This is a genomic window from Sorangiineae bacterium MSr11954, assembly GCA_037157815.1.
GTDB lineage: Bacteria > Myxococcota_A > Polyangia > Polyangiales > Polyangiaceae > Pendulispora > Pendulispora albinea.
In genome coordinates this window covers 8476755-8499791 of sequence record CP089984.1, presented here as the reverse complement: position 1 = coordinate 8499791, position 23037 = coordinate 8476755, and the positions used below count along the sequence as shown (strand labels likewise).

Genomic DNA, 23037 nt, shown 5'->3' with positions numbered 1-23037 from the left:
CAATGGATCATGCGCTTTCTTTTTCTCGTTTGTCTGGGTGGCAGCACCCTTGGTTTGGTCATTGCGTCCGGCTGCGCCAGCGATGGCAGCAATCCGGGAAAAAATTCCGACGGAGGCTCGCCCGGTGTGGACTCCGGTTTGGTCGTAAAATCGGATTCGGGCGATGTACGGGTTCCCGGTACGCAGGATATTTGTAGCAAGGACGGATGGTGCTGGGAGCATCCGTCGCCGCAGGGGCAAGACGTTCGCGGCGTGTGGGGCAGCAGCGCCACGGACGTGTGGGAGGTCGGCGAAGCGGGGACGATCCTTCACTTCGACGGCGTCTCGTGGACGAGGGTTCCTTCCGGCACGAAGGTGGATCTGCAGGCCGTCTCGGGGAGCAGCGCCACGGACGTGTGGGCGGTCGGCTACGATGATGCGTGGAATGGCGAGATACTTCACTACGACGGGCGCGCCTGGTCCGCGCAGAAGTTCGAGCAGACGCGATTCACGCGCGTGTGGTCCGCGCGTCCCGGTGAAGCATGGGCGAGCGGTATCGAGGGATCGGGCTCGCAAGGTCCCGTGCTGCTTCGGTTCGACGGCACGAAGTGGACCTCTGCAACCACGGGCTTCCAGGACAGCGACCGCCGAATCGACAGCCTATGGGGAAGCGCGGGCGATGACCTTTACGCGGTGACGTGGAGGGTCCTGCATTGGGACGGCCATACGTGGTCGCCCGTTGCGGGGTTGCCGAACGGCGGCGATGTGACCATGGGCTCCGTATGGGGCACCGGGAAAAAGGATGTGTGGGTCGGCGGCGGGCGCAATCGCGCGCCGGTGATTTTTCACTTCGACGGAGCCGTATGGAGGGAGACGCCGAGCGCATTCGAATCCGGCGCGAGCCTCGTTCACATGTTGTGGGGCTCGGGCGCCAATGATGTTTGGGCCGCGGCATCCCTGCGCCCGGGCAGCCCCCTTTCGCATTGGGATGGCGCGAAATGGACGGCGGCGGGCGCCATGGAGCCCATCATCGTCGACGCGGCATGGTCCGCGAGCCCCGGTAAATCCTGGGCGGTGGGGCGCGCGCTCGCGAGCATCTACGGAGGCGACAGGACCGGCATCTCGCTCGCGTGGGATGGATCGAAGTGGTCGACCAAGTACGTGACCAGCGAGTGGATCCATGGGATTTGGAGCTCGGATCGCTTATGGGCCGTGGGCGGCTACTACATTTTGAACAAGACCGGCGATACGTGGAACGCGCGATGGACGTACGCGTGGCAAGCGCACATTCAAGGGATATGGGGCAGCTCACCCAACGATCTTTGGGCCATCGGCAACGACGATATCATCGGCGGTAGTCCTTTCATCATGAAGTACGATGGCACGGCGTGGAATCATGAGCAGCACCAGCTCGCCCTTCGCGGTTGGGGCGATCTGCACGCGATATGGGGCACCGCGGCCAACGACGTCTGGATCTCCGGCGAGCACGTCCTGGCACATTGGAACGGCACCACGTGGACGAAGGACCTCATCGCCAACACGGTGATCCTCGATCAGCTATGGGGCAGCTCCGCGACCGACATTTGGGCCGCCGGGCGGACCGATGATCCTTCCAACCCGAGCCCCCGAGCGTTTCACTGGAACGGCACGGCCTGGAGCCCTGCGTCCGTCGACGGCGGCGCGATCTGGGGATCTGCCGCCAACGACGTCTGGATGCTCAACACGACCAAGCTCCAGCACTGGGACGGAAGCGCCTGGACATCGGTCCCCAACCCGGCCGGCGCGAAGACCATCCACGCTGCCTGGGGAAACGGCCCTCGAAATATCTGGGCCACCGGCGACGATGGGTTGATCCTCCACTACGACGGCGCCGCATGGACTGCGCAAGATAGCGGCACCACGCACTCGCTCAACGCCGTGCGCGGCCATGGCAATCAGGTCTTCGTCGGTGGCCGCAAAGGAACGTTGCTGCGCCACCCGCTGTAGCGGAACGCGCGACGAAAACGCATTCCACATTGCGCTTACCACGGGGGGGGCGCAGCCAACCGCAGGGCTCCGCGAAATATTCCAGCAGGCTCTTCCACGATGGGCGAAGCGCGCATACGACGGACGAGCAACGAGCTCGCATCGAAGACGTGAGAGTACGAATCGTTTCAAACTACGAAAAAGATTGAAGCTGGCTACTCGGTGACTTATATTCTGACACCGCGTGAGTCGCATGTTCGCGCGAGGGCTCGCCCTCGCAACTTCCCTCATCCTCGTGCCGCTTGCATATTGCATGCTGTTCGTAGCGTTGTGGGGAATGTTGCGCTCCGTTGCTGGAGCCGACGCGAATACCGAGACGGTGAGCTTCGCGGTCGCGGACTCGTGGCTGGGGGACCCCCAGGACCATGGGGATGCCGAGAGCGGAACCGCAGATATGGGCGTGATGCTCGAGGAAGAAGAACGAACCGACGAGCCGGTCGCGCGCATCGAACGAGAGCTATTCGAGATTTCCAGTGAGCATTTGAATTCGGTGACATGGCGGAGACCCACGTCCGACCGCCTCGTGAGCGATCACGTCGCCGAGTGTCCACCCCGCCCTCCACGGGCCTGAGGTTGCCGCGGCGTTGAGCGTTTGCGCGCGCGGATTGCGCGCGAGCGTTTTGCGCGCGATGAGCACGCGATCGAATCTTGCGTGCGTCGAGCGCGTGACCGGGCGCCGGTCGCGATCGAGTCCGCGTGCGCCGGCGGGAAAATCGGCGTGCGCTGGTCGCACACGTCGCTCGAATCGCATTCACCTCGCGTTGGTGGACGTCAAACGATTTGCGTCGAGTGATCGCCCTATTGGGAGACGCGCGCCGCGGAGGGTCGCGTGCGCTGCCGCATAGCCGAAGGCGTGCGCAGCCAGCTGACCGCGTTCGCAGACATCGCGAGCAGGACTCGCGCATGCACGGCAAGTCGCCCCGAATTCGCTTGAATGGTTTGGCCCAAAACTCGTGGCCGTTTTTTTTGGAGAAAGCATGATCAATCTGCCCCCTTCGCTACAGCGCTTTATTTTCAACCATATCGGCTCGGTGCAGGAGCTCGAGGTCATCTTGTTGCTACGCGCGTGGCCGGAACGCCTTTGGTCGGGAGCGACCGTTGCCCGTGAGCTCAAACGCGATGCCTACTCCTGTGACAAGTGTCTCGCCGATCTGGTGCGCCGAGGCTTCGCGGCCCGGAGCTCGATCGACCCCGATGGCGTCCGTTACGCGCCTCAACCCTGGTCGGACCAGCCGTTGACCCTCCTGGCGCATCTCTATCCGCGTCACTGGACCGCCGTCGCGCGGGTCATTTCTTCCAAAGCTCCGGCGGACGCTCGCGATCCGAAGTAGGAGGAGCCCGCGGCTGCACACGCCATTTCGACGAGTGCATGGGACGCACTTATAAGCTTCCGTACATGCAGTGGAAGGCATGCGTCCCCCGGCTACGTTTTCCTGCATGCAACATCCAACGGCCGATCTCCCCATCTCCGCCACCGCGGGCGCGGCGAGATCGGTCCCGCTCACCTACCTCGCTCAGGTCGGCTTCACCGTGCTCCTCGAGCTCCTCGCCATGGGCCTTCTGCTGCCTGCACGCATTTACGGCGAGCTTGGCTTCGATGGCGCGGTCTCGTTCGTGGCCGCCATCATCCTGGGCCGCAGGGTAGGGAGGACGGCGTTATGAGCGCGCCGTCCTCCCGCGGGTCATCCCGCGCGGATCGACCGCGCGCGCCCTCGTCTTACTCGAGAATTTCGGCAGCCGCGCGCTCGCCCGATTCGACGGCGCCCTCCATGTAGCCCTGAAAGTCGGTGCTGGTGTGCTCGCCCGCGACGTGCACATTTCCGAATCGGAGCTTTTCGGCGCCGGATATCTTGGTCCAGTCGCCGGGCGCGTAGCAGGAATAGCTTCCTTCGAAGTGGCGCGCGGTGCCCCAAACCATGCGCACGGCGGTACCATCGTACGCGGCGGCCGCGCCGGGGAAGACCCGTTCGAGCCGTGCCACGAAGCGCGCCGCTTGGTCCTGAACGCGGCCTTCGCCCACCGATAGCCCGTGCTTGCCGCCGCTGAACGAGGTGATGGCGGCGCCCGTGGTCGCATAGCCGCGCGACGAGTCCCAACTTTGCTGGTAGTCCAAATCCGTGGTCGAAGATCCGGACGTGCCGGCGGCCACCCACGGACGCGAGGACATACCGAGCATCAACTTGCTATTGGTCCCATAGTTCAGGCGATCGATGGCGAGACGTTGGGCGCTCGCGATTTCGATGCCGCTGATTTCGCACTTTCGCAGCTGCGTGAACGGGATGGCCACCACCACCTGGTCGGCGGTGATCTGCACCGTGCGCCTTCCGGCATCGAGAACGACCTCGACCCGACCATCGCTCTTTCCACGAAGCGCCAGAAGGCGGTGCTCGAGCCGCACCGGCTCCGGCAACCGTGCCGCCAGCCCTTTGGCGATGGCGTCGTTGCCTTCCTTTACGGTGAAGCGCTCATCGCTGTCGCCAAAGAGCTCCAAGGGCGGAGCCTCCGTCGAAATGAGGTAAAGCAAATTGAGGTAGCTTTGCTCGAAGGCCTCACGTCCGTATTCTCCGACATAGGCAACCTCGAGGAGGCTCCGCGCGGGACCGTGAAAGCCGTGCTGGTCGAACCACTCTTGAATGCTGGTTCGATCGAGCCTGCGTTGAACTTCGTTGTTCGAGTCGTACGATGCGATCTCGGGCCCCTGCGCCTCGTAGTCCGCATCGAGCTGCCGCGCGATGGGCCGGAACAACTCGATGATTCGCTCCTCGGTGTACGTCTCGCCCCGCAAAAAATAACGTTCGCGCTCCAGGGTGGCGGTGGCCCCCACCAGGTCCAAAAGATGCAATCCCAATTCGCCCACCAGACGCTGGATGGCCACATGCCCGGTGTCGATCAATTCGCCGCCCAATTCGACCTTGGTCGGAAATCGGTCGCGCAAGGTGAAGGTACGACCGCCAATCCGGTCGTTGGCATCCACCACACGAACGCGGCGGCCGCGTTGCGCGAGACGATACGCCGCCGTCAACCCGGCGAGACCCGCGCCCACCACGACAATCTGTGGTCCGCGCGTTGCAACTGCCGACGATTGCGCATCGATTTCGGGCCCGTCATCCTTCTCGTCGACCCCCGATGCGCACGCGGGCAGCGCAGCCCCGAGGCTCGCCGCCCCCGCGGCCATGCCAAAGGTTTGCAACAGCTGCCGGCGCCCGAAATCGGGCTGCGATCCCTTGGTGCGATCGGCCGCTTTGGCGGGTGGCTCCCACGTTTGAATCCCCCGCCGCTCGAGCCAAATGGCCGTTCGCACCGCGCGCGATCCTTCCAAAGAATTCCGTTCGTGCCATGATTGTCCTCGTCGTTTCGGGCGAATCAGAACATTCAGTAAATCGCCCAAGACGCCAAGTAAATGTGCACCCGCGATTTGGCCCTCGCGCGGACCCCATTGGCCATCGTGCTCGGTGCGATGTGCATGTGACAATTATTGCGATTGACATTGCCGTGAAAGGAGACGTTTCACGGTCGAGGGCGGACATACCGCAATGCCGATATCGAGGCGCGGCGCAGGGCCGGCAAGAGTCTGCTCCTGCCGGCATGAGCGATGAATCGTGGGCGCGCGTTCGCGAACGGCCGCCATGGCGAGCGGGGTCAGGCCTCGCCGCGGTAGTCGATGGCCCACGGGCTCGGAATGAGCTCGCGCCCGAGGAGATCGCGGCATAGGGACCCCCGTAGGGCCCATGATGGGCTTACCGTCGCGCACGATGGTGCATCCACCGAGGTACCATGTGGCGTGGGTGGACCCGCTGGCAAATGGCCAGCGGCCGGTCACGCGATATCCCCCGTCGACCGGGGTGGCAACCCCCGTAGGCCGGAAGGCGCCGACCACGATCGTCGCCGGGGCGGCGAAGATGCGGCGGGCGCCCTCGGCTGGGAGCATCCCACCGAAGGTGCCGTAACAGCCGCTGATCGCCACGCACCATCCTACGGATCCATCGGCATACGACGCAGCCTCCACCACCCGCAAGAACGTTACCGGATCGATTTCGGCGCCACCGAGCTCCTTTGGGACCAGCATCGGATAAACCCCCGCGGCCTGGAGCGCTCGCATGACCGAGGCGGGGATGGCTCGCGTGGTGTCGAGATCGGCACATTCGGATCGAATCATCGCCACCCGGGCGTCCATCGCGCGCACCGGATCCATGGGGTCGGCCGCCGTGGGGTTCGCTGCTTCGTTCGTGGTCATAGGGTCCTCTCCCGCGGATGGTGCGCACGACGATCGCCCCCCCGAACCGTCATTTCAAGAGCCCCGTCCGCGCACATGGGGAGGGGGTCTCCGGATGCGTAATACGGATGAGACGTAGGTCGACCCATGGTGGTGACCTCGTGACGGGCGGTATCCCGCGCTCCAAGGCGCCCGGTATGACCTTCACGAAATCGTCGGAGGTGCCCTCGGGCCGAGACGGAAGCCCGCAGCTCGACACAATCATGCCGTGACCAGGAGATCGTACCGTATGTCTTACAATGTAAAGGTAATCATCCCCACCGTGGGCCTCGCGGGGATGCTCGTGGCGCTCCTCGCCTGCTCGGGGGACGACGACGATGCATCGACCAACGTCGATCCCCGCTGCGTGCAGCTGTGCACGATCAAGGAGCCCTCACGTCCCGACGCCTACGATATTTGCAGCGAGCAAAGCGCGCGCACGTGCCGCTCTACGTGCGCGGCGCGGTTGACGGGGACGAGCGGGGCCTGCTCGCAGTGCCTGCTCGATAAAGCGTACTTCGGAGCCTACGAGCCCGGAGCGAGCTGCTCCGGCCGCTCGACCGAGTGCGGAGGCGGAACGCAATGCACCTTAACGGGGTCGGGGGGGAAGTGCAGCTATTGCGAAAATGATCCGTCGCGCCGGGATGCGTGCATTCGGGAGGCGCACCCTCGACGCACGATCGACTGCACGGCCCACTACGAGCCGGTGTCCGCGTGTGCGAGCTTTTGTTCGTGACGTAAAGCTCATTGGCCATCTGCTCGTGGCCGGCGCGCACGCTGGCTCGCCGCGTAGCTGGCGATGCGCAGGTGGTGCACGAAGCCTTTGGGCTCGAGTCCGCGACCGGCTCGAAACGGGGAAAAGCGCAGGGCGGACTGGTCGACGTCGATCGGCTCCTCGAGATGCAGCTCGGCGATGGGCTCCCAGCGGCGGCGCCACACGGGTCGATCGAGCTTTCGCACCTCGATGGCATATACGGCGCGGTGCGTGGAGACCGCCCACGCGAGGTGCTCTTCACGCGACATGCCCCCCTCGTTCGTCAGCCTCGGAGAGCGCGCCCGCACCTTGACGCGACCCACGGTTTCGATCTCGAAGGGGGAGACGGCGTGAAAATGGTTCCAGAGGAAGCTGGTGACATTGGTGGCCAGCGGCGCAAACGGCAGGGTCCACGGGAATCGAATGGTCGCGAGCAAGAGGTCCTGATCGTCGTTCGCCGGCTCGGCGGTGATCCGCCCGCCGCGAACGAAGCGCACCGCCATGCCGAGCGCGTCGCGCCATGGTTTTTCACCCCGCCACCATGCGCTCGAAAGACGGACGAGCGCGGGCCCGCGGAGGCGCTCTGCGATCGGCTTGAGCTCGGGGCGTGACGTGCACAGCGTCACCTTGGCGCGGTACGTGCGGCCGTCGGGGTGAAACATGCGCGCGTGGCGAATGCGGCTGATGGTGGCCGTCAGGGGTGCGAGGATGAAACCGCCGAGATCGCCCGCGCGCTCCGCCCAAGAGGTGTTCGAGAGATGCGCCATGCCTTTTTTCGAGCACGCCATATGCCAACTCCACGGCGTCCGTGACGCCGTGTTTGCTGGGCTGTGCGCTTTTTTCCCAGATGCGCTCGTGTGACGGAGCGCTCGTGCGCGCTCGACGTGATCGTGCGAGGGAGTGCTCGCCTCGTAGCCCAGGCGTCTTGTCGCGCCGCGCGCGTTGCTACATAATTCGTAGCGGAAGGTGGCATCATGCTCATCGCTCAAATCGTGTTCGACGATTTTACGGACGTCGACGTTTTTCTCGCGTGGGACCTCCTCAATCGCGTACGCGTTCGTGCTCGCAGGCCGGATTGGAGGGTCGAGCTGCTCGGAACGGAGGCCCAGCACCGGAGCGTCTCCGGTTTGACCTTGCCGATGCACGGGCGCATCGAGGAGGCGGCCGCGGCCGACGCCGTTCTCTTCGCGAGCGGCCCCGCCACGCGCGAGCTCCGCTTCGACCGCGAATACCTCGCCCGTTTCGCGCTCGATCCAACGAGGCAACTCATCGGCTCCATGTGCTCGGGCGCCTTGTTGCTCGCCGCGCTCGGATTGCTGGAGGGCAAACGGGCGACGACCCACCCGACGGCCGCGCCGCTTCTTCGGGAGGCGGGGATCGAGGTGGTCGACGCGCCGTTCGTGCGCCAAGGGAACATCGCCACGGCGGCTGCGTGCCTGGCCGGTGTGGAGCTCTCCGCCTGGGTGATCGAGGTGCTCCTCGGCAAGGATGCGCGCGACGCGGTGCTCGCGGAGGTTCAGCCTGTGGGCCGGCCTTTCCAGCCTGCGGACCCGCCGTTTCAGCCTGCGGCCGAGAGCCCGCTCGAGCCCAGCGGCGACGCCCTGTATCGAGGGAGCTGCCTTTGCAAAGCCATCGAATACGAACTACACGCCGAGCTCGGCGACTTTGGATATTGCCATTGCACGAGCTGCCGCAAGGCCAGCGGCACGGCGCACGGCTCCAATTCGCCCGTCGACCGGGCGCGCTTCCGCCTGCTGCGCGGCGCCTCCGTGCTCCGTGAGCACGAATCGTCTCCCGGCAAATTCCGAACATTCTGCTCGAGCTGCGGCTCGCCCATTTATGCCTATCTGGCGTCGAGCCCCGACGTTCTCCGCATCCGCCTGGGGAGCCTGGACACTCCGTTCACGAAGCAGGCAAGGGCGCACACCTTCGTCTCCGACAAGGCGCCCTGGGAGGATATCGTCGACGAGGTACCCCAATTTGCCGAGTGGGCGCCGCGCTCCGTGCTCCACCAACGGGGCTCGCGCCAGCGCGAAACGTGAAGGCGCCTCGATGCGCGCGAGCATCAAGGGTCGAACGACGGCGAGACCATCCGAGAAGCATCATCGGCGCTGCGCGCGATCGAGCGTTTCGCCCGGTGACCGAGGAGCTCGACGCGCAACACATCACCGGCTCCCACGCCGAGGGACCGCAGCGACCGCTCGTCGGATACGTATTCCCCTGGGTCCTCCCCATTGATTTGCCGCATGTGTTCGAGGACGTTCGTGCCGTGCCGGATGACCCAATCCGTCCCGTAGGAATAGGGGGCCACGGCTCCATCCAAGGCGGCATAAATGCGATCGGCGAGCGCATTGAACGATCGTACTCTGTACAGCTCGATGCGAATCGGCTCTTGATCGGGCAATTCGATCATGATCTCGTCTTCCAGCTCGATGCTCCGCGCCATTCGGAGGAGCGTTTCGCTCATGACCCACCTGGATGTATCGGGGCGTGGGATCGGCGGGCCCGTGTAGCGGCGGTGCGATACGGCCCGCGCGGTGCGCCGTCGCGTCGGCGAATCGAGGAGCGGCCACACTTGGACGAGCAAGCGCAGCGCCTGGTAGTCCTCGAAGGCGCTGCGCGGGGAATCGAGCACGCGCAACGCGATCGTCCATGACAGAGGGGGTTGCTTGCTTTGGCACAACGCCAGGGCGGCGATGCGATTGCCCTCTTTCTCCGTAGAGAAGAGCTCCTCGATGGTCTCGGGCGGCAGCGGTGTGGTGCGTTGAATGCGGGCTACGTCGTCGAAGAGCCGCGTGAGCATTTTGGTTCGGCTGACGCTGGATGGTCCGGCGCGCCGGAGCCTCTCGTACTCCCGTGCATAGTTCTCCACGGCCACGAGGGGAGCCATGGCCACCTCGGGCGCGTCGCGTGCCGCGCCGGACTGGGGACTCAGGTGCAGGAGCGATCCGAAATCCACATCGAGCAGCGATACCTCCCGATCGACCTTGACGACGTCGGGCGCGCGCGCGGGAAGGGTCGCGGTGAGCAGCTCCATCAACTCGGATTGCGCCGACCAGCGGCGGTATGCCTCGGTCTCCGTCCCGCGGCCCGAGCCGAGGACGAGCGCGTTGAGCAGATTGGCGTCTTCTGCGATGTCGCGTATGAGCTCCGGCTGGCGGAGCTCGATGGCGATGACCTTCGCGAGCGCATGAAGCGTGGGGCGGCGCGAGCCAGCGCGCAACTCCGATGTCATCTTTGCGAGCAAGCGGACGCGCAGCGAGAGGACATTGGTGAATTGCTTGATGCGGCGCGGGTTGAACTCGAGAAACCGCGCGACCAGCCTCACCGCCGCGCCGAGGGAGGTGTCGCTCCCATGCTCGTCGCTGGCGACCAGCGACGGGAGGGCGTCGGCCGTCGGCGCCGGGACGCGATAGGGGAGTTGGATGAGCTTCTCGAGGAACGCGTGTCCGAATGCGAGCGGCGCACCTTTCTCCGCGGGATCCGCGACCAGCGCTGCGATCTTGTCGTACTTGGCCGCGATCGCCGCCGCGACCTTTTGACGATCCAAGCCGAGGACATAAACGAATGGAACCGCTTGTCCGAGAAGGACGTTGATGGCCTGCGTCAGCTCCGCCACCAGCGCGGGATCGCACCGATCGAGATCGTCGATGAAGACGTAGATGCGTGTGCTCGAGGGGGCGTAGACGTCGATCACACGGTGAAGGTCTCGGCGAAATGCATCGAGAAAGCCCGTTTTGGCCTCGTACCCGGGCTCGCGGAGGTGCTTGGAGAGATCGATGGAAAAGGGCGAGCCCGCCCATTTGCTGATCCGGCGAATCCCGACCGCGCCGACGACGGTGCCGAATGCAGCCGAGAAGATCGTCAGCGCGTTCGCGCCGGCCGCCGTTTTCTCCGCGACCCACGAGCTCGCGTCGCGCATCGCGATGCTCGCCCACGCGCCCGCGATGCCCATCGACAGAACGAGCAGCCCGGTGACGAGCTTGGCGAGATCCTTCCACCCCGTCCCCAGGTCGAACCGCCTTCGTGCGAGGCGAAGCCGATTCCACCCGCGTGTCAGGAGCCCTTCGCGCCGCTGGATCTCGTCGAGGAGCCCGAGGACGAAGCGCGAGAGGAGCGAGGATTGTGCCTCGGCCGCCCACGCGTCGAACCATATGGTGACGACGCCGGGGGGATCGGTGTCGAGCGGTTTTCCGTTCGTCGTGGCCTTCTTGCGCAACTCGGTGCGCAGCTGCGCCATGAACGACGATTTGCCTGCACCCCACCCACCCTCGATGGAAACGACCAGCGGTAGCTGCAGCTTTTCGCTCGACAGGATCGACGCCAGCTCGCCCACCGCCGGTTCGAATCCGAGTCGATCGTCCGTCGCGGGATGGTCGCCCATCACCATGCCCTCGAACGGTCGCTCGTCGGTCGTTCTGGGGGGAGGCGCGCCCGCCTCCAGCAAGGGGCGCAGATCATCGTCGCGGGCGTTCGCGAGATCGCCAGCGGATCGACCCCATGGCGGAGAGCTCGGCAAAAGGCCGTCACTTGACCCCGTCGGCGCTGTCCATTGCCAATCGAAGCTCAATGAGCGCCGGCGCGCTTTTGGCGATAGCCGCGCGTAGAGCTGAGTCAGAAAGGCGCGATGATGACCATCGGCGTCCGTCGCCGGATTGCCTTGAACGAGCACGATGAAGCGCGCGGTCTCGCACTTCTCGATGCCGGACGCGAGGTGTCCTTCGCGTGCCGAGGCATCCGTATTCTCCTGCCCGTCGGGGAGCGCGACCAGGACGAGCGGACAATCCGTTAGCTTGCCAAGCCGGGCGAAATCATCCCGTTTCGCCATACGCGGTGCGACCACGACGACGCTTTCGAGCATATCGTGAACATACGCGAAGGGTGGGGCCATGCCTAGGCGCCCTAGAAAAATCCGGCACCGCCACCGGCACATCCATTTCCCTCGCTGGAAGTCCGAATTCCGCGCCTCATTCGTTGCCCGTGAAATCCACGCTAAAAGCACATCTCCAAGGCGCGGCCCCCCGATTGCACTGCGCGACGTCATGAAACGAACGGCGATCGCGACGCTTACCGTCCTGACCCTCCTGGGCTTTGCATGCTCACGCGCCGAGCACGACGCCCCTCCGAATTCGACCATCGATGCGCCCCTCGTTTTGAGCGCCTCGGAGGCTACGCGCTCCGAGCTCGGCGTCTCTACCTGGGGGGTGAGCGCCGGCCATGGAGATGCGACGGTCGTGCGGGGATACGATGCGGCGGATACGAAGACGATCGAGCTCGAGCTGCAGACGAGCGAAGGTTACCGTCGAAGCTTCGAGGCCAAGCTCTCGAGGAAGGGTGCGGCGCCGGCGACCTTGAAGCTCGATATCGGAGCGGATCGCTCGCAAGCGCGCGTCGTGGAGAACACGTTTGCGAAGAACGTCGACGCCAATCGCATCGTCGATCGGATCGTGGCCGATCTCGATAGCCAGCCGGCGCGGATGGGAGGGGCAGGGGGCGGTACCTTGTTGTCCTCTGGGGTTGGCCCCAGCGCCGTGGGGCTCCTGACGGATGCCAGCGCGTGCTTGACGAGGACCTGCGGCGAATCCCTTCGCGGGTCGGCGACCGCGGGGGCCACCACGACGGCGGCTTGCCAATCGTCGACGACCGATTGCAATACCGGGAACACCTCGGCCTCCGATGCGCAGCAGCAGGCGAGCAAGGATTGCTCGTGCGGCAAAGTGACCGATGGATCGCGCAAATTCCTGGCGCCCTTTCCCTGCGGGCAGACGTGGACGTATACGCATTACAACGGGGAAATTCGTCAGGCGCTCGACTTCGTCAACCCCAGCGGGAGCACCGATGGAAGCTCGGTGCTCGCTTCGGCCGATGGTACGGCCACGCAGCACGTCGAGCCCAATGGGGCGGGCAACTATATTTCAATCGACCACGGTGATTCGTGGAAGACCTACTACTTTCATTTGCAATCGTTCTCCGTGGGGAGCGGCGTCGAGGTCAAGCAAGGGCAGGAGATCGGCAAGGTGGGCTCCACCGGCCGCAGCAGCGGCCCGCACCTGCATTACGAGCAGCTGCGCGACGGTCAGGGGCAACCCATCGAGCTCGAAGGCAAGTCGCTCTCGCCGTATCCGGCGTCTTATGGCGAAGCGACCCTCACCAGCTCCAACTGCGGCCAGAAGTGAGGGTCGCGCCGCCTAGGTCGAGGGCTATTGTTCGTCGCGATCGTCCGAGGCCTCCGCGTCGGCGTTCGTTCCGCTATCCGCGTCGGACGAAGTCTCGTCGAGGGTACGGGTCGCAATCTTGAATGCACGAACGACGGTGTGGGTCACCTCGTTGCCGTCGGTGTCGCGCGCGTGAATGCGAAGTGAGCCGAAGCCCTCCCGGCGCGGCGGCTGGAGGATCGCGTAACCGCGCCGGCCGGCGACATGGACCTTGGTCGTGCGCCACGATTGGCCATCGTCGTAGGAGACGTCGAGCGCGAGGGTGTCCACCTTGGGGTTCGGTTGGCCAGGCTGGCCCTCGACATTCAAGGTCATGAACGCGAGCCTTCCAGCGCGGATGGCGCTGTTCCGGTCGACGGGGAGATCGGCGCGCACGATCATCAAGGGCGGCACGCTGAGGAGGTCGGAGCCCGCCGGAGGCTCGGTGCGGAAGGTCCATGCGGCGTCGATGCGCGTTCCGAGCGCGGACCACGGTACGGTTCGCGCGGCTTGGCTGCGGAGGGTGTACGTTCCCGCGCCCGGCGCGACTTCGAACTTGCCGCTGCCCGGCTTGGGGGACGTACCGAGGATGACGCCGTCGCGGGAGAGGGTGGTGGTGCCGGTGGTGACTTTGTTGTAGGGGCTCAGCTGACTGAAGTGCCCATTCTCGCTCGGCGATGCCATTCCAATGCCGGCCACCAGGCAGGGGGCGATGCGGCCGCGCTCGAATCGGCATGTCTCGGAGCGAACGACGCCCGCGTTGAAGGCGGGGCCGATCGGCGCGCGGTTCCAATCTTGGTGATGGTATCCGGCCTTCCACTCGGTGAGGCCCACCGTGTACTCGGCGTCGACCCTGCCGTCGTTCCAGGTGGCCCAATGGGACCAGTGACCGGGGCTATAGTATTCGGTCGTTCGGCCGGGCAGGGCTTGGTCTCGGGGATCGAAGAACACACCGAGGTAATCCCCGACGATGAACTGCTCGTGGCGCTGGACGTTCATGGCCGTCCCTTGCGCGAAGTAGTCGGTCTCCACGCGCGCGAGCTCGCGGTCCCGAACCCGATAACCGAGCTGATTGGGAATGCGGCCGCGCTCCACGAACCCCAGCTGATAGATGTATGGATTTCGGCCGGAGCTGCCCGCAGGAGAGGTCAGCGCGGGGGAATAAATGAACGCGTAACCATGATCGCGAACGGTCTTGGTCGGCGTGGCGAAGATCCGGGTGCCGTCACGGGCTACGATGCCCAACACGTCCAGGCCGTCGTTGGAGGTCACCACCATGCGGGCGGCGGTGAACGAAGCCCGTCGGTCGACCTTGATGGTGACGGGTTTTGCGCGCCGTCCGTCGAGCGGGACCTCGACATCGCCTTGGGTGACCGCGATCCCGGGCTGCGAAATCAAGGTATGGGGCCTGGGCGAGCCGTCGGGATCGATCTCCCCGATGAAGGCATGGATATCGTAGGTTCCCGGGCGCACGCGCACCACGGCCTTGCCCTCGCTGTCGAACAGGTGGCTGATGCGATGTTGGGCCTCGTTGACGGCGACGTCCACCATCGTGACCTCGTAGGACTGCGGCAAGTGGCCGCTGCGGTCGGTGAGGCGGAGCGTGAGGTCGTACGCCAATGGTTCTTCGAAGACGGTGATGGGGATCACCAGCGCTTGCTCGTCCCGCGGATCGCCGGGGGCGGTGGCGGCCGAGAGCCAGCCGCTATAGAGGCCGGCTACGTCATTGGTCGAATTCAGGGTGATATTGGCGTCGGCGCGGCCATGTGCCGGCACGGTGATCTGTCGTGGGCTGACCGTAATGAGGTTGGCCGGCCCGGTGGATCCATCGGCGCCGGTGATGCTCGGCGCGAGGGCGAGGGTCACCGCGGTGTCGCCGTCGTTTTGGTAGGTGACGGTCTTCGTCGTGGGCTGCGAATGCGGGTAGCGGACCATGCCAAAGCCGAGGCTCGTGGTCCGCGCACGGATCGTTTGCCCCGTGGCGCGCGCCAGGTCGACGCGGCCCGCGCCTTGGTCTGCGACCTTCGCATCGGTCACGCGCGCGGCGCTCCCCATGAGCGCGGCTTTGAGCTCGGGTGCCTTCCAATCGGGGTGCTGCTGGAGCAAGAGCGCGGCCGCACCTGCGACTTGGGGGGTCGCCATGGAGGTGCCCGAGAGCCGCGCGTACCCATCGTCGACGGGATCGAAGTCCCCATTCGGGGTGCCCTTGGCGCGCGCCGACACGATGTCGCTGCCCGTAGCCACGATATCGGGTTTGACGGCATAGTCGCGTACACGCGGGCCGCGGCTCGAGAAGTAGCTCATCGTGCCTTGTTTGGTCATGCTGCCGACGGTGAGGGCCGCGTCGGCTGCGCCCGGGGAGCCGATCGACTGCGATTCGCCCGCGTTCCCGGCGGCCACGACGAACAACGTTCCATATTGGGCCGTGAGCGCGTCGACGGCTTGCGACATGGGATCGGTGCCGTCGCTTGGATTGTCACTGCCGAGGCTGATGCTCACGAGCGGCGCGCGCGCGGCGGCCCACTCCATGCCCTCGAGGATGCCCGAGGTCGAGCACCCCGCGATGGTGCACACCTTGCCGACGAGGAGCTTGGCGTCCGGTGCCACACCTTTGTAGCGGCCCTCCGACGCGGCCCCCGTGCCTGCGATGGCGCCCGCGCAATGCGTGCCATGGCCTTTGTCGTCCCCGGCGGCGGGATCCGTACCGGTGAAGTCGCGCGCTTCGGCGATTCGGTCTTTGAAATCGGGGTGCTCGGTCCGGATCCCCGTATCGAGGATGGCGACCGTCACGCCTTTCCCCGTGAGCCCCCGTTGCCACGCGACAGGCCCCCCAATTTGAGGCACCGACTCGGCGAGCACCGGCTGTACGATCGCGTCGAGCCAGACTTTGGCGACCCCGCCCGCGAGCGTTGCGCTTTGCATTGGGGGCGCGTGCGCGGTGAGGCCGCCCCAAAATCGCCCCACGTCCTTGGCGTCCACGGCTACCGCTTCGCCATGAATGCTGGCCAGAGGCTTGGCCGCGCGCACGCTCGGCATGGCCAACGCGCGGATCCCGGGGGTGTGCGTCACAATGTACCGCAACGAGCTGCCGTGCGCATCGCCCGCGCTTTGCTGCATCAGCGCCACCACGTCGAAGAGCTGAGGATCGAGCCGCCCCGCGGCCACCAATGGCGCGGCGTCCTCCGGCAGCACGGTTATTTTCTCGGTGCTCCCGCGGGTGCTTTGGGATTGATAAAAGGCAATATGCTCGCGTCCGGTGCCCGGCTCGACGGTGAAAGCATGTTTCCCATTGGGCAATGGGGTCACTCGGACGCGATCCCCCGTGATGAGCGTGACCGTGGTGGGCTGCCCCGTCGCCGGCGCATGGACGGAGGCCCCCGCCGATAGAAGCGGATTGGACGGGGTGCCGGCGGGAGGCTCGGCAGGGGGTGGATCCGCCCGCGGTGACGAATTACACGCAATCAGCCAAAAGCAGCCGAGCAGGGCTAGCCTTTTCATGTAAAGACTCCTTCGAACGAATGGATAAGCAAAATGCTCATCGGTTGGCGTCGAACGCAGCCCATCGAGCCGCTTGGCGCCGAATGACGAAAACAGGCGTACGGTAGCGACGATAGCAGATTACGGTCATCCCCTTGTTTGCGAAATCGAAGATTCATGTTCTTCGAAATGTTCGCCGCCGTTGGATGCATCGGCGCGCTGCGCACGGGAAGTCGGGCTTCTCGTGATGGCGCGCGAGGCTGCACGCATGCCACTCCGCGTCATCGCGCCGTCACATGGCGCGCGAGGTACTTTACATTTCTAAAGGAGCGAACGGTCTTCGGCCGAGCCTGCCGGCTCGAAGTGCGCGGGTGTTTTCGACCAAACGCTCCATTCGAGCCGGCCAGCCCGCGATCCCCTCTGAACCAAAAAGTAGGGATGCACACTCCGAAATGCATTTCCGTTTGCTCGATTGCGTCGATGACGACGTGCCACCTTTGGAAGTTTCGGTTTTGCAGGGTGGCCAGCTTTTTCGTTGCTTCGAAACGTGTTCCCGCGCCGTGGATCCGCGCGTGCAGCTCGGACGTTTCGGACGGAGCCGACGTGTTCTGTACGACATCGTGGGGACGGATGTGTCAAAAATTTGCTCGCTCATGTCGAATTCCTCGCCGGCGATTTCGAGGAGTCGATCGCGCGTGCTCCGTCATGCAGCTCGATTGCGTCGATCGGACCTCGATGAATGCGAGCAAAACGTCGATCGCGCGGCTGCCATAGCCAGATCGAACGTTCGTCCATCCGTGCGCCGCGAGCGTAGCGCTGCCCGATGATGCGCGGTCGAGTTGCATCCGGCACGCCGCGTGGATGCATAGGATCGAGGCGACGATATTTTAGACGTCGTTCGATCGATCGAAGTTCGATTTACAACGGATTGCGCGATGACACCAAAAGTGGAGGTCGTGATGACAGAACGTCGTGTCCGTAATGAGGAACCATTTTGGCGCGAGATGGTCGTACTCTACAAGCGGGGCGATTTGGCGCCCGACGTCTTCGCGGCGCGGCAAAAACTCAAGCCGGATCGATTTCGATGTGGAGACGAACGTTCGCCGGCTGGTCGAGCGAAATGCGCTCCGCGCTCTGCCGAAAGTTTCTTAGATGACGTGATGTCGCATGGGTTTGCTGAATTGTCGTATCGAAATGCGTGTCGAATGAAATCGTCGAGCGAATTTGATGGAGGGTGCGATGGATATCAGCACGAGACAGAAATCGGTGTGGGTCGCGGGGTTGGAGACGCATTCTTGCGAAGCGCGGAGTACGAGCCGCGCGTTCGTGTTTCCATGGCAGAGGGAGATCGAGGACTATTACGGGAGGTTCGAGTCCGAAATTGGGTTCCATTCTACGTTTCCGGACTTATCGCAGGTGACGGCCAGGCGCTCCCGGACGCGCGGTGTCTGGGTCGCGACGTCGCAGGGGTTTTCGCCGGAGGTCGAGGAGCGGATGTGCAGGTGCGCGGATAGCAACGTCGTGCGGCGCGCGAACCTCGTCTACGCGGCGCTTTCACGCGTTGCTCGTCGCGCGCCACGTCTCGAATCCGTGCTCTGGTTGTTGTATGGGGCGAGCGATCCAACGGCGCCGTATCAGGCATTCGGCGTCCTCGCCCCGATCGTGTGCCTCACCGATGCCGTCGAGGATGCCCGCCGTCGTTTGGTGCGAGGTGTCATCGCCGGCATTTGCGTATATAGCGACATCCCAAACGTGCAGAGCGTGACGGTGTCTCAGGTGGAGCGCACCATTGGAGCCCGGGATACGATCAAATGGTACCTTGCGGCCAGACAGTTGCGGAAGGGACACTCGTGGGCAGAGCATGAAACCGTCTCTCCGATCCCGACGCGTCGGCAATTCATTTCCAATGGGCGTGTGGACGCCGAGCAGTTGCGGCTCGATGCGATGCTCGAATATTGCGGCGCGCGCGCGAAGATAGCGGCGTCTCGTCAGGTGTAGAGCCCCGGTCCCGGAGTAGCCAAGAGCGCCTGCCCGTGTAGATCCTGCACGCGAGCAGGCGCTCCGCCCTTTGTTCGGTCCGTCCTAACATCGGTGCCGGGCTAGGCACCATCGAGGTCGAGGGGAGGTCGCCGGCGCCGAGGACTACTCTTCGCCGCGATCGTTCGACGTCGATCCGGCGCCCGTGTGCGAGCCGCCCTCCGCGTTGGACGAAGCTTCGTCGAGCGTCCGCGTTGCTACTTTGAATGCGCGAACGACGGTGTGGGTCACCTCGTTGCCGTCGGTGTCGCGCGCGTGAATGCGAAGTGAGCCGAAACCATCGCCGCGCGGCGGTTGGATCGTCGCGTAGCCGCGCCGGCCGGCGACGAGGACCTGGGTCTTCTGCCAGGATTGGCCATCATCGTAGGAGACGTCGAGCGCGATGGTCTCCACCTTGGGGTTCGGTTGGCCGGGCTGCCCTTCGACATTCAAGGTTACGAAGGCGAGCTTTCCCGCGCGCACGGCGCTGTTCCGGTCGACGGGGAGATCGGCGCGCACGATCATCAAGGGCGGTACGCTGACGGGCTCCGAGCCGGAGGGAGGATCGGTGCGGAAGGTCCATTCCGCGTCGATACGTGTCCCGAGCGCGGACCACGGTGCGGCGCGCGTGGCTTGGCTGCGGAGGGTGTACGTTCCCGCGCCCGGCGCGACTTCGAACGTGCCGCTGCCCGGTTTGGGGGACGTTCCGAGGACGATACCGTCGCGGGAGAGGGTGGTCGTGCCGGTGGTGACTTTGTTGTAGGGGCTCAGCTGGCCGAAGTGCCCTTCTTCGCTCGGCGACGCCATTCCAATGCCTGCCGCCAGGCAAGGGGCGATGCGGCCGCCCTCGAGCCGGCATGTCTCGGAGCGAACGACGCCCGTGTTGAAGGCGGGGCCGATCGGCGCGCGATTCCAATCTTGATGACGGTATCCGGCCTTCCACTCGTTGAAGCTCACCGTGTACTCGGCGTCGACCTTGCCGTCGTTCCAGGTGGCCCAATGGGACCAGTGGCCGGGGCTGTAGTATTCGGTGGTTCGGCCGGGCAGGGCTTGGTCCCGCGGATCGAAGAATACCGCGAGGTGATCCCCGACGATGAACTGCTCGTGGCGCTGGACGTTCACGGCCGTCCCTTGCGCGAAGTAATCGGTCTCCACGCGCGCGAGCTCGCGGTCCCGAACCCGATAGCCGAGCTGATTGGGAATGCGGCCGCGCTCCACGAACCCCAGTCGATAGATGTATGCATTTCGGTCGGCGCTGCCCGGGGGAGGGGCCAGCGCGGGCGAGTACATGAACGCGTAACCATGATCCCGAATGGCCTTGGTCGGCGTGGCGAAGAGCCTCGTGTTGTCACGCGCCACGATGCCCAGCACGTCCAGCCCATCGTTGGAGGTCACCACCATACGGGTGGCGGTCACCGATGCCGGTCGATCGACCTTGACGGTGACGGGTTTTGCTTGCCGCCCGTCGAGCGGCACCTCGACATCGCCTTGGGTGACGGCGATCCCGGGTTGCGAAATCAAGGTATGGGGCCTGGGCGAGCCGTCGGGATCGATCTCCCCGATGAACGCGTGGATATCGTACGTTCCCGAGCGCACGCGCACCACGGCCTTGCCTTCGCGGTCGAATAGGTGGCTGATGTGACGTTGGGCCTCGTTGACGGCGAGGTCCACCATCGTGACATCGTGCGACTGCGGCACATTGCCGCCGCGGTCGGTGAGGCGGAGCGTGAGATCGTACGATGGCTCTTCTTCGAATGCCGCAATGGGGATCACCAGCGCTTGCTCGTTCGCTCCGCGCACGGTGGTGGTGGCGGAGAGCCAACCGCTATAGAGCCCGACCAGCTCGATGGTCGAACGCAGGGTCACCTGGGCATCGGCGCTGCCGTGCGCCGGCACGGTGATTTGCTGCGGGCTCACGGCCAAGAGGCCTGCGGGGACCGTCGCTCCATTGGAGTGCGTGATGCTCGACGCGAGATCGAGCGTTACCGCATTATCTCCGTCGTTCTGATACGTCACGGTCTTCGTAACGGACTCTTGATGGGGGTAGCGGAGCACACCGAAGCCGAGGCTGGTGGCGCGCGTGCGGATGGTTTGCCCGGTGGCGCGCGCCAGATCCACGTGCCCTGCGCCTTGCGCGGCGACGCCCGCATCGCGCACGCGCGCGGTGCTGCCCATCAGCGCGGCTTTGAGCTCCGGTGCTCTCCAATCGGGGTGCTGCTGGAGCAGGAGCGCCGCCGCGCCTGCGACGTGGGGGGTCGCCATCGAGGTGCCCGAGAGCCGGACGTAATGGTCATCGATGGGCGCGTAATCCCCGACGGGGGTGCCCTTGGCGCGCGCCGTCACGATGTCGCTGCCCGGCGCGACGATATCGGGTTTGATCGCGTAATCGCCCAAGCGCGGCCCGCGGCTCGAGAAGCCGCTCATCACGCCCTGCTTGGTCATGCTCCCGACGGTGAGGGCGGCGTCGGCTGCACCCGGGGAGCTGATCGTCTGCGATCCGCCTGCGTTGCCCGCGGCCGCGATGAACAGCGTTCCATATTGCGCCGCGAGCGCGTTGATGGCTTGCGACATGGGATCGGTGCCATCGCTGGCGTCTTCGCTGCCGAGGCTGATGCTGACGAGGGGAGCCCGAGCCGCCGCCCACTCCATGGCCGCGAGGATGCTCGATGTCGCGCACCCGGTCGTGTCGCACACCCTGCCCATGAGCACCTTGGCGTCCGGTGCCACACCTTTGTAGCGGCCGCCGGAGGCGGCGCCGCTCCCCGCGATGATGCTCGCGCACGCGGTCCCATGACCATTGTCGTCGCCGGCCGCGGGATCCGTGCCGGTAAAGTCGCGCACCTCGGCGATTCGATCTTTGAGATCCGGGTGCTCGGCCCGGATCCCGGTGTCGAGGACGGCGACCGTTACGCCCTTACCCGTGAACCCTCGTTGCCACGCGACCGGCCCGCCAATTTGAGGTACCGATTCGGCGAGCACGGGCTGAACGACGGCGTCGAGCCAGACCTTGGTGACGCCGCCCGCGAGCATCGCCGCGGGCGTTCGCGCCGTGGTTGCGGTGAGGGTGCTCCAGAATCGACCCACCTCGCGATGGTCGACCGTGACCGCCTCGCCGTGAATGCTCGCCAGCGGCTTTGCGCGGAGCACGCTCGAGGCGGCCAACGCTTGGACCCCTCGTGTGTGCGTCACGATGTACCGCAGCGAGCTGCCGTGCGCATCGTCGAATCCTTGGTGCACGAGCGCGGTTACGTCGAAGAGCCGAGGATCGAGCCGGCCCGCGGCCACCAGCGGCGCGGCGTCCTCCGGCAGCACGGTGGCGTGCTCGATGTCCCCGTGCGTGCTCTGGGATTGGTAAAAAGCAATGTGCTCGCGGCCGGTCGCCGGTTCGACGTTGAGAGCATTTTTCCCATTGGGCAATGGGGTTATCCGTACGCGGTCTCCCGTGATGAGGGTGACCGTCGTGGCCTTTTCGGCCGCAGGTGTTGGGGGGCGTGCTCCCGTGGATACGAGCGCATTGGAGCGGTCGCCGTCGGGCGGCTCGCTCGGGGGAAGATCGGCGCGGGGGGACGAATTGCAAGCAATCACCCAAAAGCAGCCGAACAAGGCCAGCCTCTTCATGTAGGACTCCTTCCAACGAGGGGTGAGCGAACGCTCATCGTTGGGCGTCGAACGCGATACATCGAGCCGCGTGGCGCCAAATGACGAGAATAGGCTTACGGTAGCGTGCGATAACAGATTGTGGCTACACCATCGTGTTTGAAATCGATGCCGGGGAAGCTCTTCTCCCCAATGTATCGACGCGCGACATCGCGCGGGCGTGCATTGAAATGTTCGTCGAACGAACATTTCGTGAATGAGCGGGTGCGCGGACAATGTCCTATCGGACATGGTGCAATCGCAGGGCTCCGGCGAACGCGCCAAACGCGCCATTGTGCGATGATGGTCGTAAATGATTTCGCATTTCGTGAATGAAATGCGTTATGGCCCGGGCGGCAGGTCGACGAATAACGAAAGTTACGATTCGGACATACGTAATGTCCCGAGCGCTTCATGGAGTGCGCGCGGTCGCTCCCCACCCCCGCTCCCCGCGCACGCTCGGTCTCCGAACCCGTTTCTGGACGACGTGGCTTGCGTCACCGGTGCGGCCGACGGCGGCTTCGAATGCGCCCGGGCTTGGCACCTCTCCTCGCGCCCGCGGTCGGGGCGAACGAAGCGCGGGATCGACCTGTCCGACATCGTCATCCGGGGTACCCCAACCGTGGCAACCACGGCGGCATTGGCAAAAAGTGACCGAAAGTAGGGAACGGATTCGGTCCGGCGGCCGACGAGCATGGGGAAGG

13 protein-coding genes are annotated in these 23037 nt (G+C 65.0%); 7 read left to right on the top strand and 6 right to left on the bottom strand.

The window, feature by feature from the left end:
* Positions 1 to 9: 9 nt before the first annotated feature.
* The 3 genes from LZC94_32965 to LZC94_32955 all read left to right on the top strand — a co-directional run bounded on the left by LZC94_32965 (position 10) and on the right by LZC94_32955 (position 3666).
* Positions 10 to 1965: a hypothetical protein gene (locus LZC94_32965; protein WXB12649.1), complete on the top strand. Its 1956-nt coding sequence runs from the start codon at positions 10 to 12 to the stop codon at positions 1963 to 1965.
* A 1016-nt stretch (positions 1966 to 2981) separates the two neighbouring features.
* The gene (locus LZC94_32960; GenBank protein WXB12648.1) at positions 2982 to 3335 is read left to right on the top strand and encodes a hypothetical protein; all 354 of its coding nucleotides are present in this window, start codon (positions 2982 to 2984) and stop codon (positions 3333 to 3335) included.
* A gap of 106 nt (positions 3336 to 3441) precedes the next feature.
* Positions 3442 to 3666, top strand: a complete 225-nt coding sequence (locus LZC94_32955) for a hypothetical protein (GenBank protein ID WXB12647.1) — start codon at positions 3442 to 3444, stop codon at positions 3664 to 3666.
* 55 nt (positions 3667 to 3721) lie between these two features.
* Here LZC94_32955 and LZC94_32950 read toward each other — a convergent pair whose 3' ends face one another.
* A complete protein-coding gene (locus tag LZC94_32950; GenBank protein WXB12646.1) occupies positions 3722 to 5305 on the bottom strand; it encodes an FAD-dependent oxidoreductase in 1584 nt (527 codons plus the stop codon).
* Positions 5306 to 5476: 171 nt separating this feature from the next.
* A complete protein-coding gene (locus LZC94_32945; protein ID WXB12645.1) occupies positions 5477 to 6238 on the bottom strand; it encodes an acyl-CoA dehydrogenase family protein in 762 nt (253 codons plus the stop codon).
* A 268-nt stretch (positions 6239 to 6506) separates the two neighbouring features.
* Here LZC94_32945 and LZC94_32940 point away from each other — a divergent pair, with 268 nt between their 5' ends.
* Entirely contained in the window at positions 6507 to 6992 is a 486-nt protein-coding gene (locus LZC94_32940) for a hypothetical protein (GenBank protein ID WXB12644.1), read from the top strand.
* A gap of 8 nt (positions 6993 to 7000) precedes the next feature.
* On the opposite strand, the gene LZC94_32935 is transcribed toward LZC94_32940, so the two are convergent.
* Positions 7001 to 7777 (bottom strand): hypothetical protein, encoded by a 777-nt coding sequence (locus LZC94_32935; protein WXB12643.1) that lies wholly within the window; start codon positions 7775 to 7777, stop codon positions 7001 to 7003.
* Between the two features lie 207 nt (positions 7778 to 7984).
* Between LZC94_32935 and LZC94_32930 the strand changes: the two genes are divergently transcribed.
* Positions 7985 to 9052: a GFA family protein gene (locus LZC94_32930; GenBank protein WXB12642.1), complete on the top strand. Its 1068-nt coding sequence runs from the start codon at positions 7985 to 7987 to the stop codon at positions 9050 to 9052.
* 23 nt (positions 9053 to 9075) lie between these two features.
* Here the strand turns inward: LZC94_32930 and LZC94_32925 are convergent, their stop codons facing one another.
* Positions 9076 to 11871 (bottom strand): KAP family NTPase, encoded by a 2796-nt coding sequence (locus tag LZC94_32925; GenBank protein WXB12641.1) that lies wholly within the window; start codon positions 11869 to 11871, stop codon positions 9076 to 9078.
* A 181-nt stretch (positions 11872 to 12052) separates the two neighbouring features.
* On the opposite strand from LZC94_32925, the gene LZC94_32920 reads away from it, so the two are divergent.
* On the top strand, positions 12053 to 13186 hold the full coding sequence (locus LZC94_32920) for a M23 family metallopeptidase (protein ID WXB12640.1): 1134 nt from the start codon (positions 12053 to 12055) through the stop codon (positions 13184 to 13186).
* 24 nt (positions 13187 to 13210) lie between these two features.
* Here LZC94_32920 and LZC94_32915 read toward each other — a convergent pair whose 3' ends face one another.
* A complete protein-coding gene (locus LZC94_32915; GenBank protein ID WXB12639.1) occupies positions 13211 to 16702 on the bottom strand; it encodes a S8 family serine peptidase in 3492 nt (1163 codons plus the stop codon).
* Positions 16703 to 17920: 1218 nt separating this feature from the next.
* Here LZC94_32915 and LZC94_32910 point away from each other — a divergent pair.
* Entirely contained in the window at positions 17921 to 18679 is a 759-nt protein-coding gene (locus tag LZC94_32910) for a hypothetical protein (GenBank protein ID WXB12638.1), read from the top strand.
* 144 nt (positions 18680 to 18823) lie between these two features.
* Here LZC94_32910 and LZC94_32905 read toward each other — a convergent pair whose 3' ends face one another.
* The gene (locus tag LZC94_32905) at positions 18824 to 22315 is read right to left on the bottom strand and encodes a S8 family serine peptidase (protein ID WXB12637.1); all 3492 of its coding nucleotides are present in this window, start codon (positions 22313 to 22315) and stop codon (positions 18824 to 18826) included.
* Between the last annotated feature and the right edge of the window lie 722 nt (positions 22316 to 23037).

Bases quoted from the DNA above. Each gene is read 5' to 3' on its own strand.
- LZC94_32925 (WXB12641.1), bottom strand. From the start codon at position 11,871: ATGCTCGAAAGCGTCGTCGTGGTCGCACCGCGTATGGCGAAACGGGAT.
- LZC94_32955 (WXB12647.1), top strand. From the start codon at position 3,442: ATGCAACATCCAACGGCCGATCTCCCCATCTCCGCCACCGCGGGCGCG.
- LZC94_32910 (WXB12638.1), top strand. From the start codon at position 17,921: ATGGATATCAGCACGAGACAGAAATCGGTGTGGGTCGCGGGGTTGGAG.
- LZC94_32930 (WXB12642.1), top strand. From the start codon at position 7,985: ATGCTCATCGCTCAAATCGTGTTCGACGATTTTACGGACGTCGACGTT.
- LZC94_32965 (WXB12649.1), top strand. From the start codon at position 10: ATGCGCTTTCTTTTTCTCGTTTGTCTGGGTGGCAGCACCCTTGGTTTG.
- LZC94_32940 (WXB12644.1), top strand. From the start codon at position 6,507: ATGTCTTACAATGTAAAGGTAATCATCCCCACCGTGGGCCTCGCGGGG.
- LZC94_32935 (WXB12643.1), bottom strand. From the start codon at position 7,777: ATGGCGCATCTCTCGAACACCTCTTGGGCGGAGCGCGCGGGCGATCTC.
- LZC94_32905 (WXB12637.1), bottom strand. From the start codon at position 22,315: ATGAAGAGGCTGGCCTTGTTCGGCTGCTTTTGGGTGATTGCTTGCAAT.
- LZC94_32920 (WXB12640.1), top strand. From the start codon at position 12,053: ATGAAACGAACGGCGATCGCGACGCTTACCGTCCTGACCCTCCTGGGC.
- LZC94_32960 (WXB12648.1), top strand. From the start codon at position 2,982: ATGATCAATCTGCCCCCTTCGCTACAGCGCTTTATTTTCAACCATATC.
- LZC94_32915 (WXB12639.1), bottom strand. From the start codon at position 16,702: ATGAAAAGGCTAGCCCTGCTCGGCTGCTTTTGGCTGATTGCGTGTAAT.
- LZC94_32945 (WXB12645.1), bottom strand. From the start codon at position 6,238: ATGACCACGAACGAAGCAGCGAACCCCACGGCGGCCGACCCCATGGAT.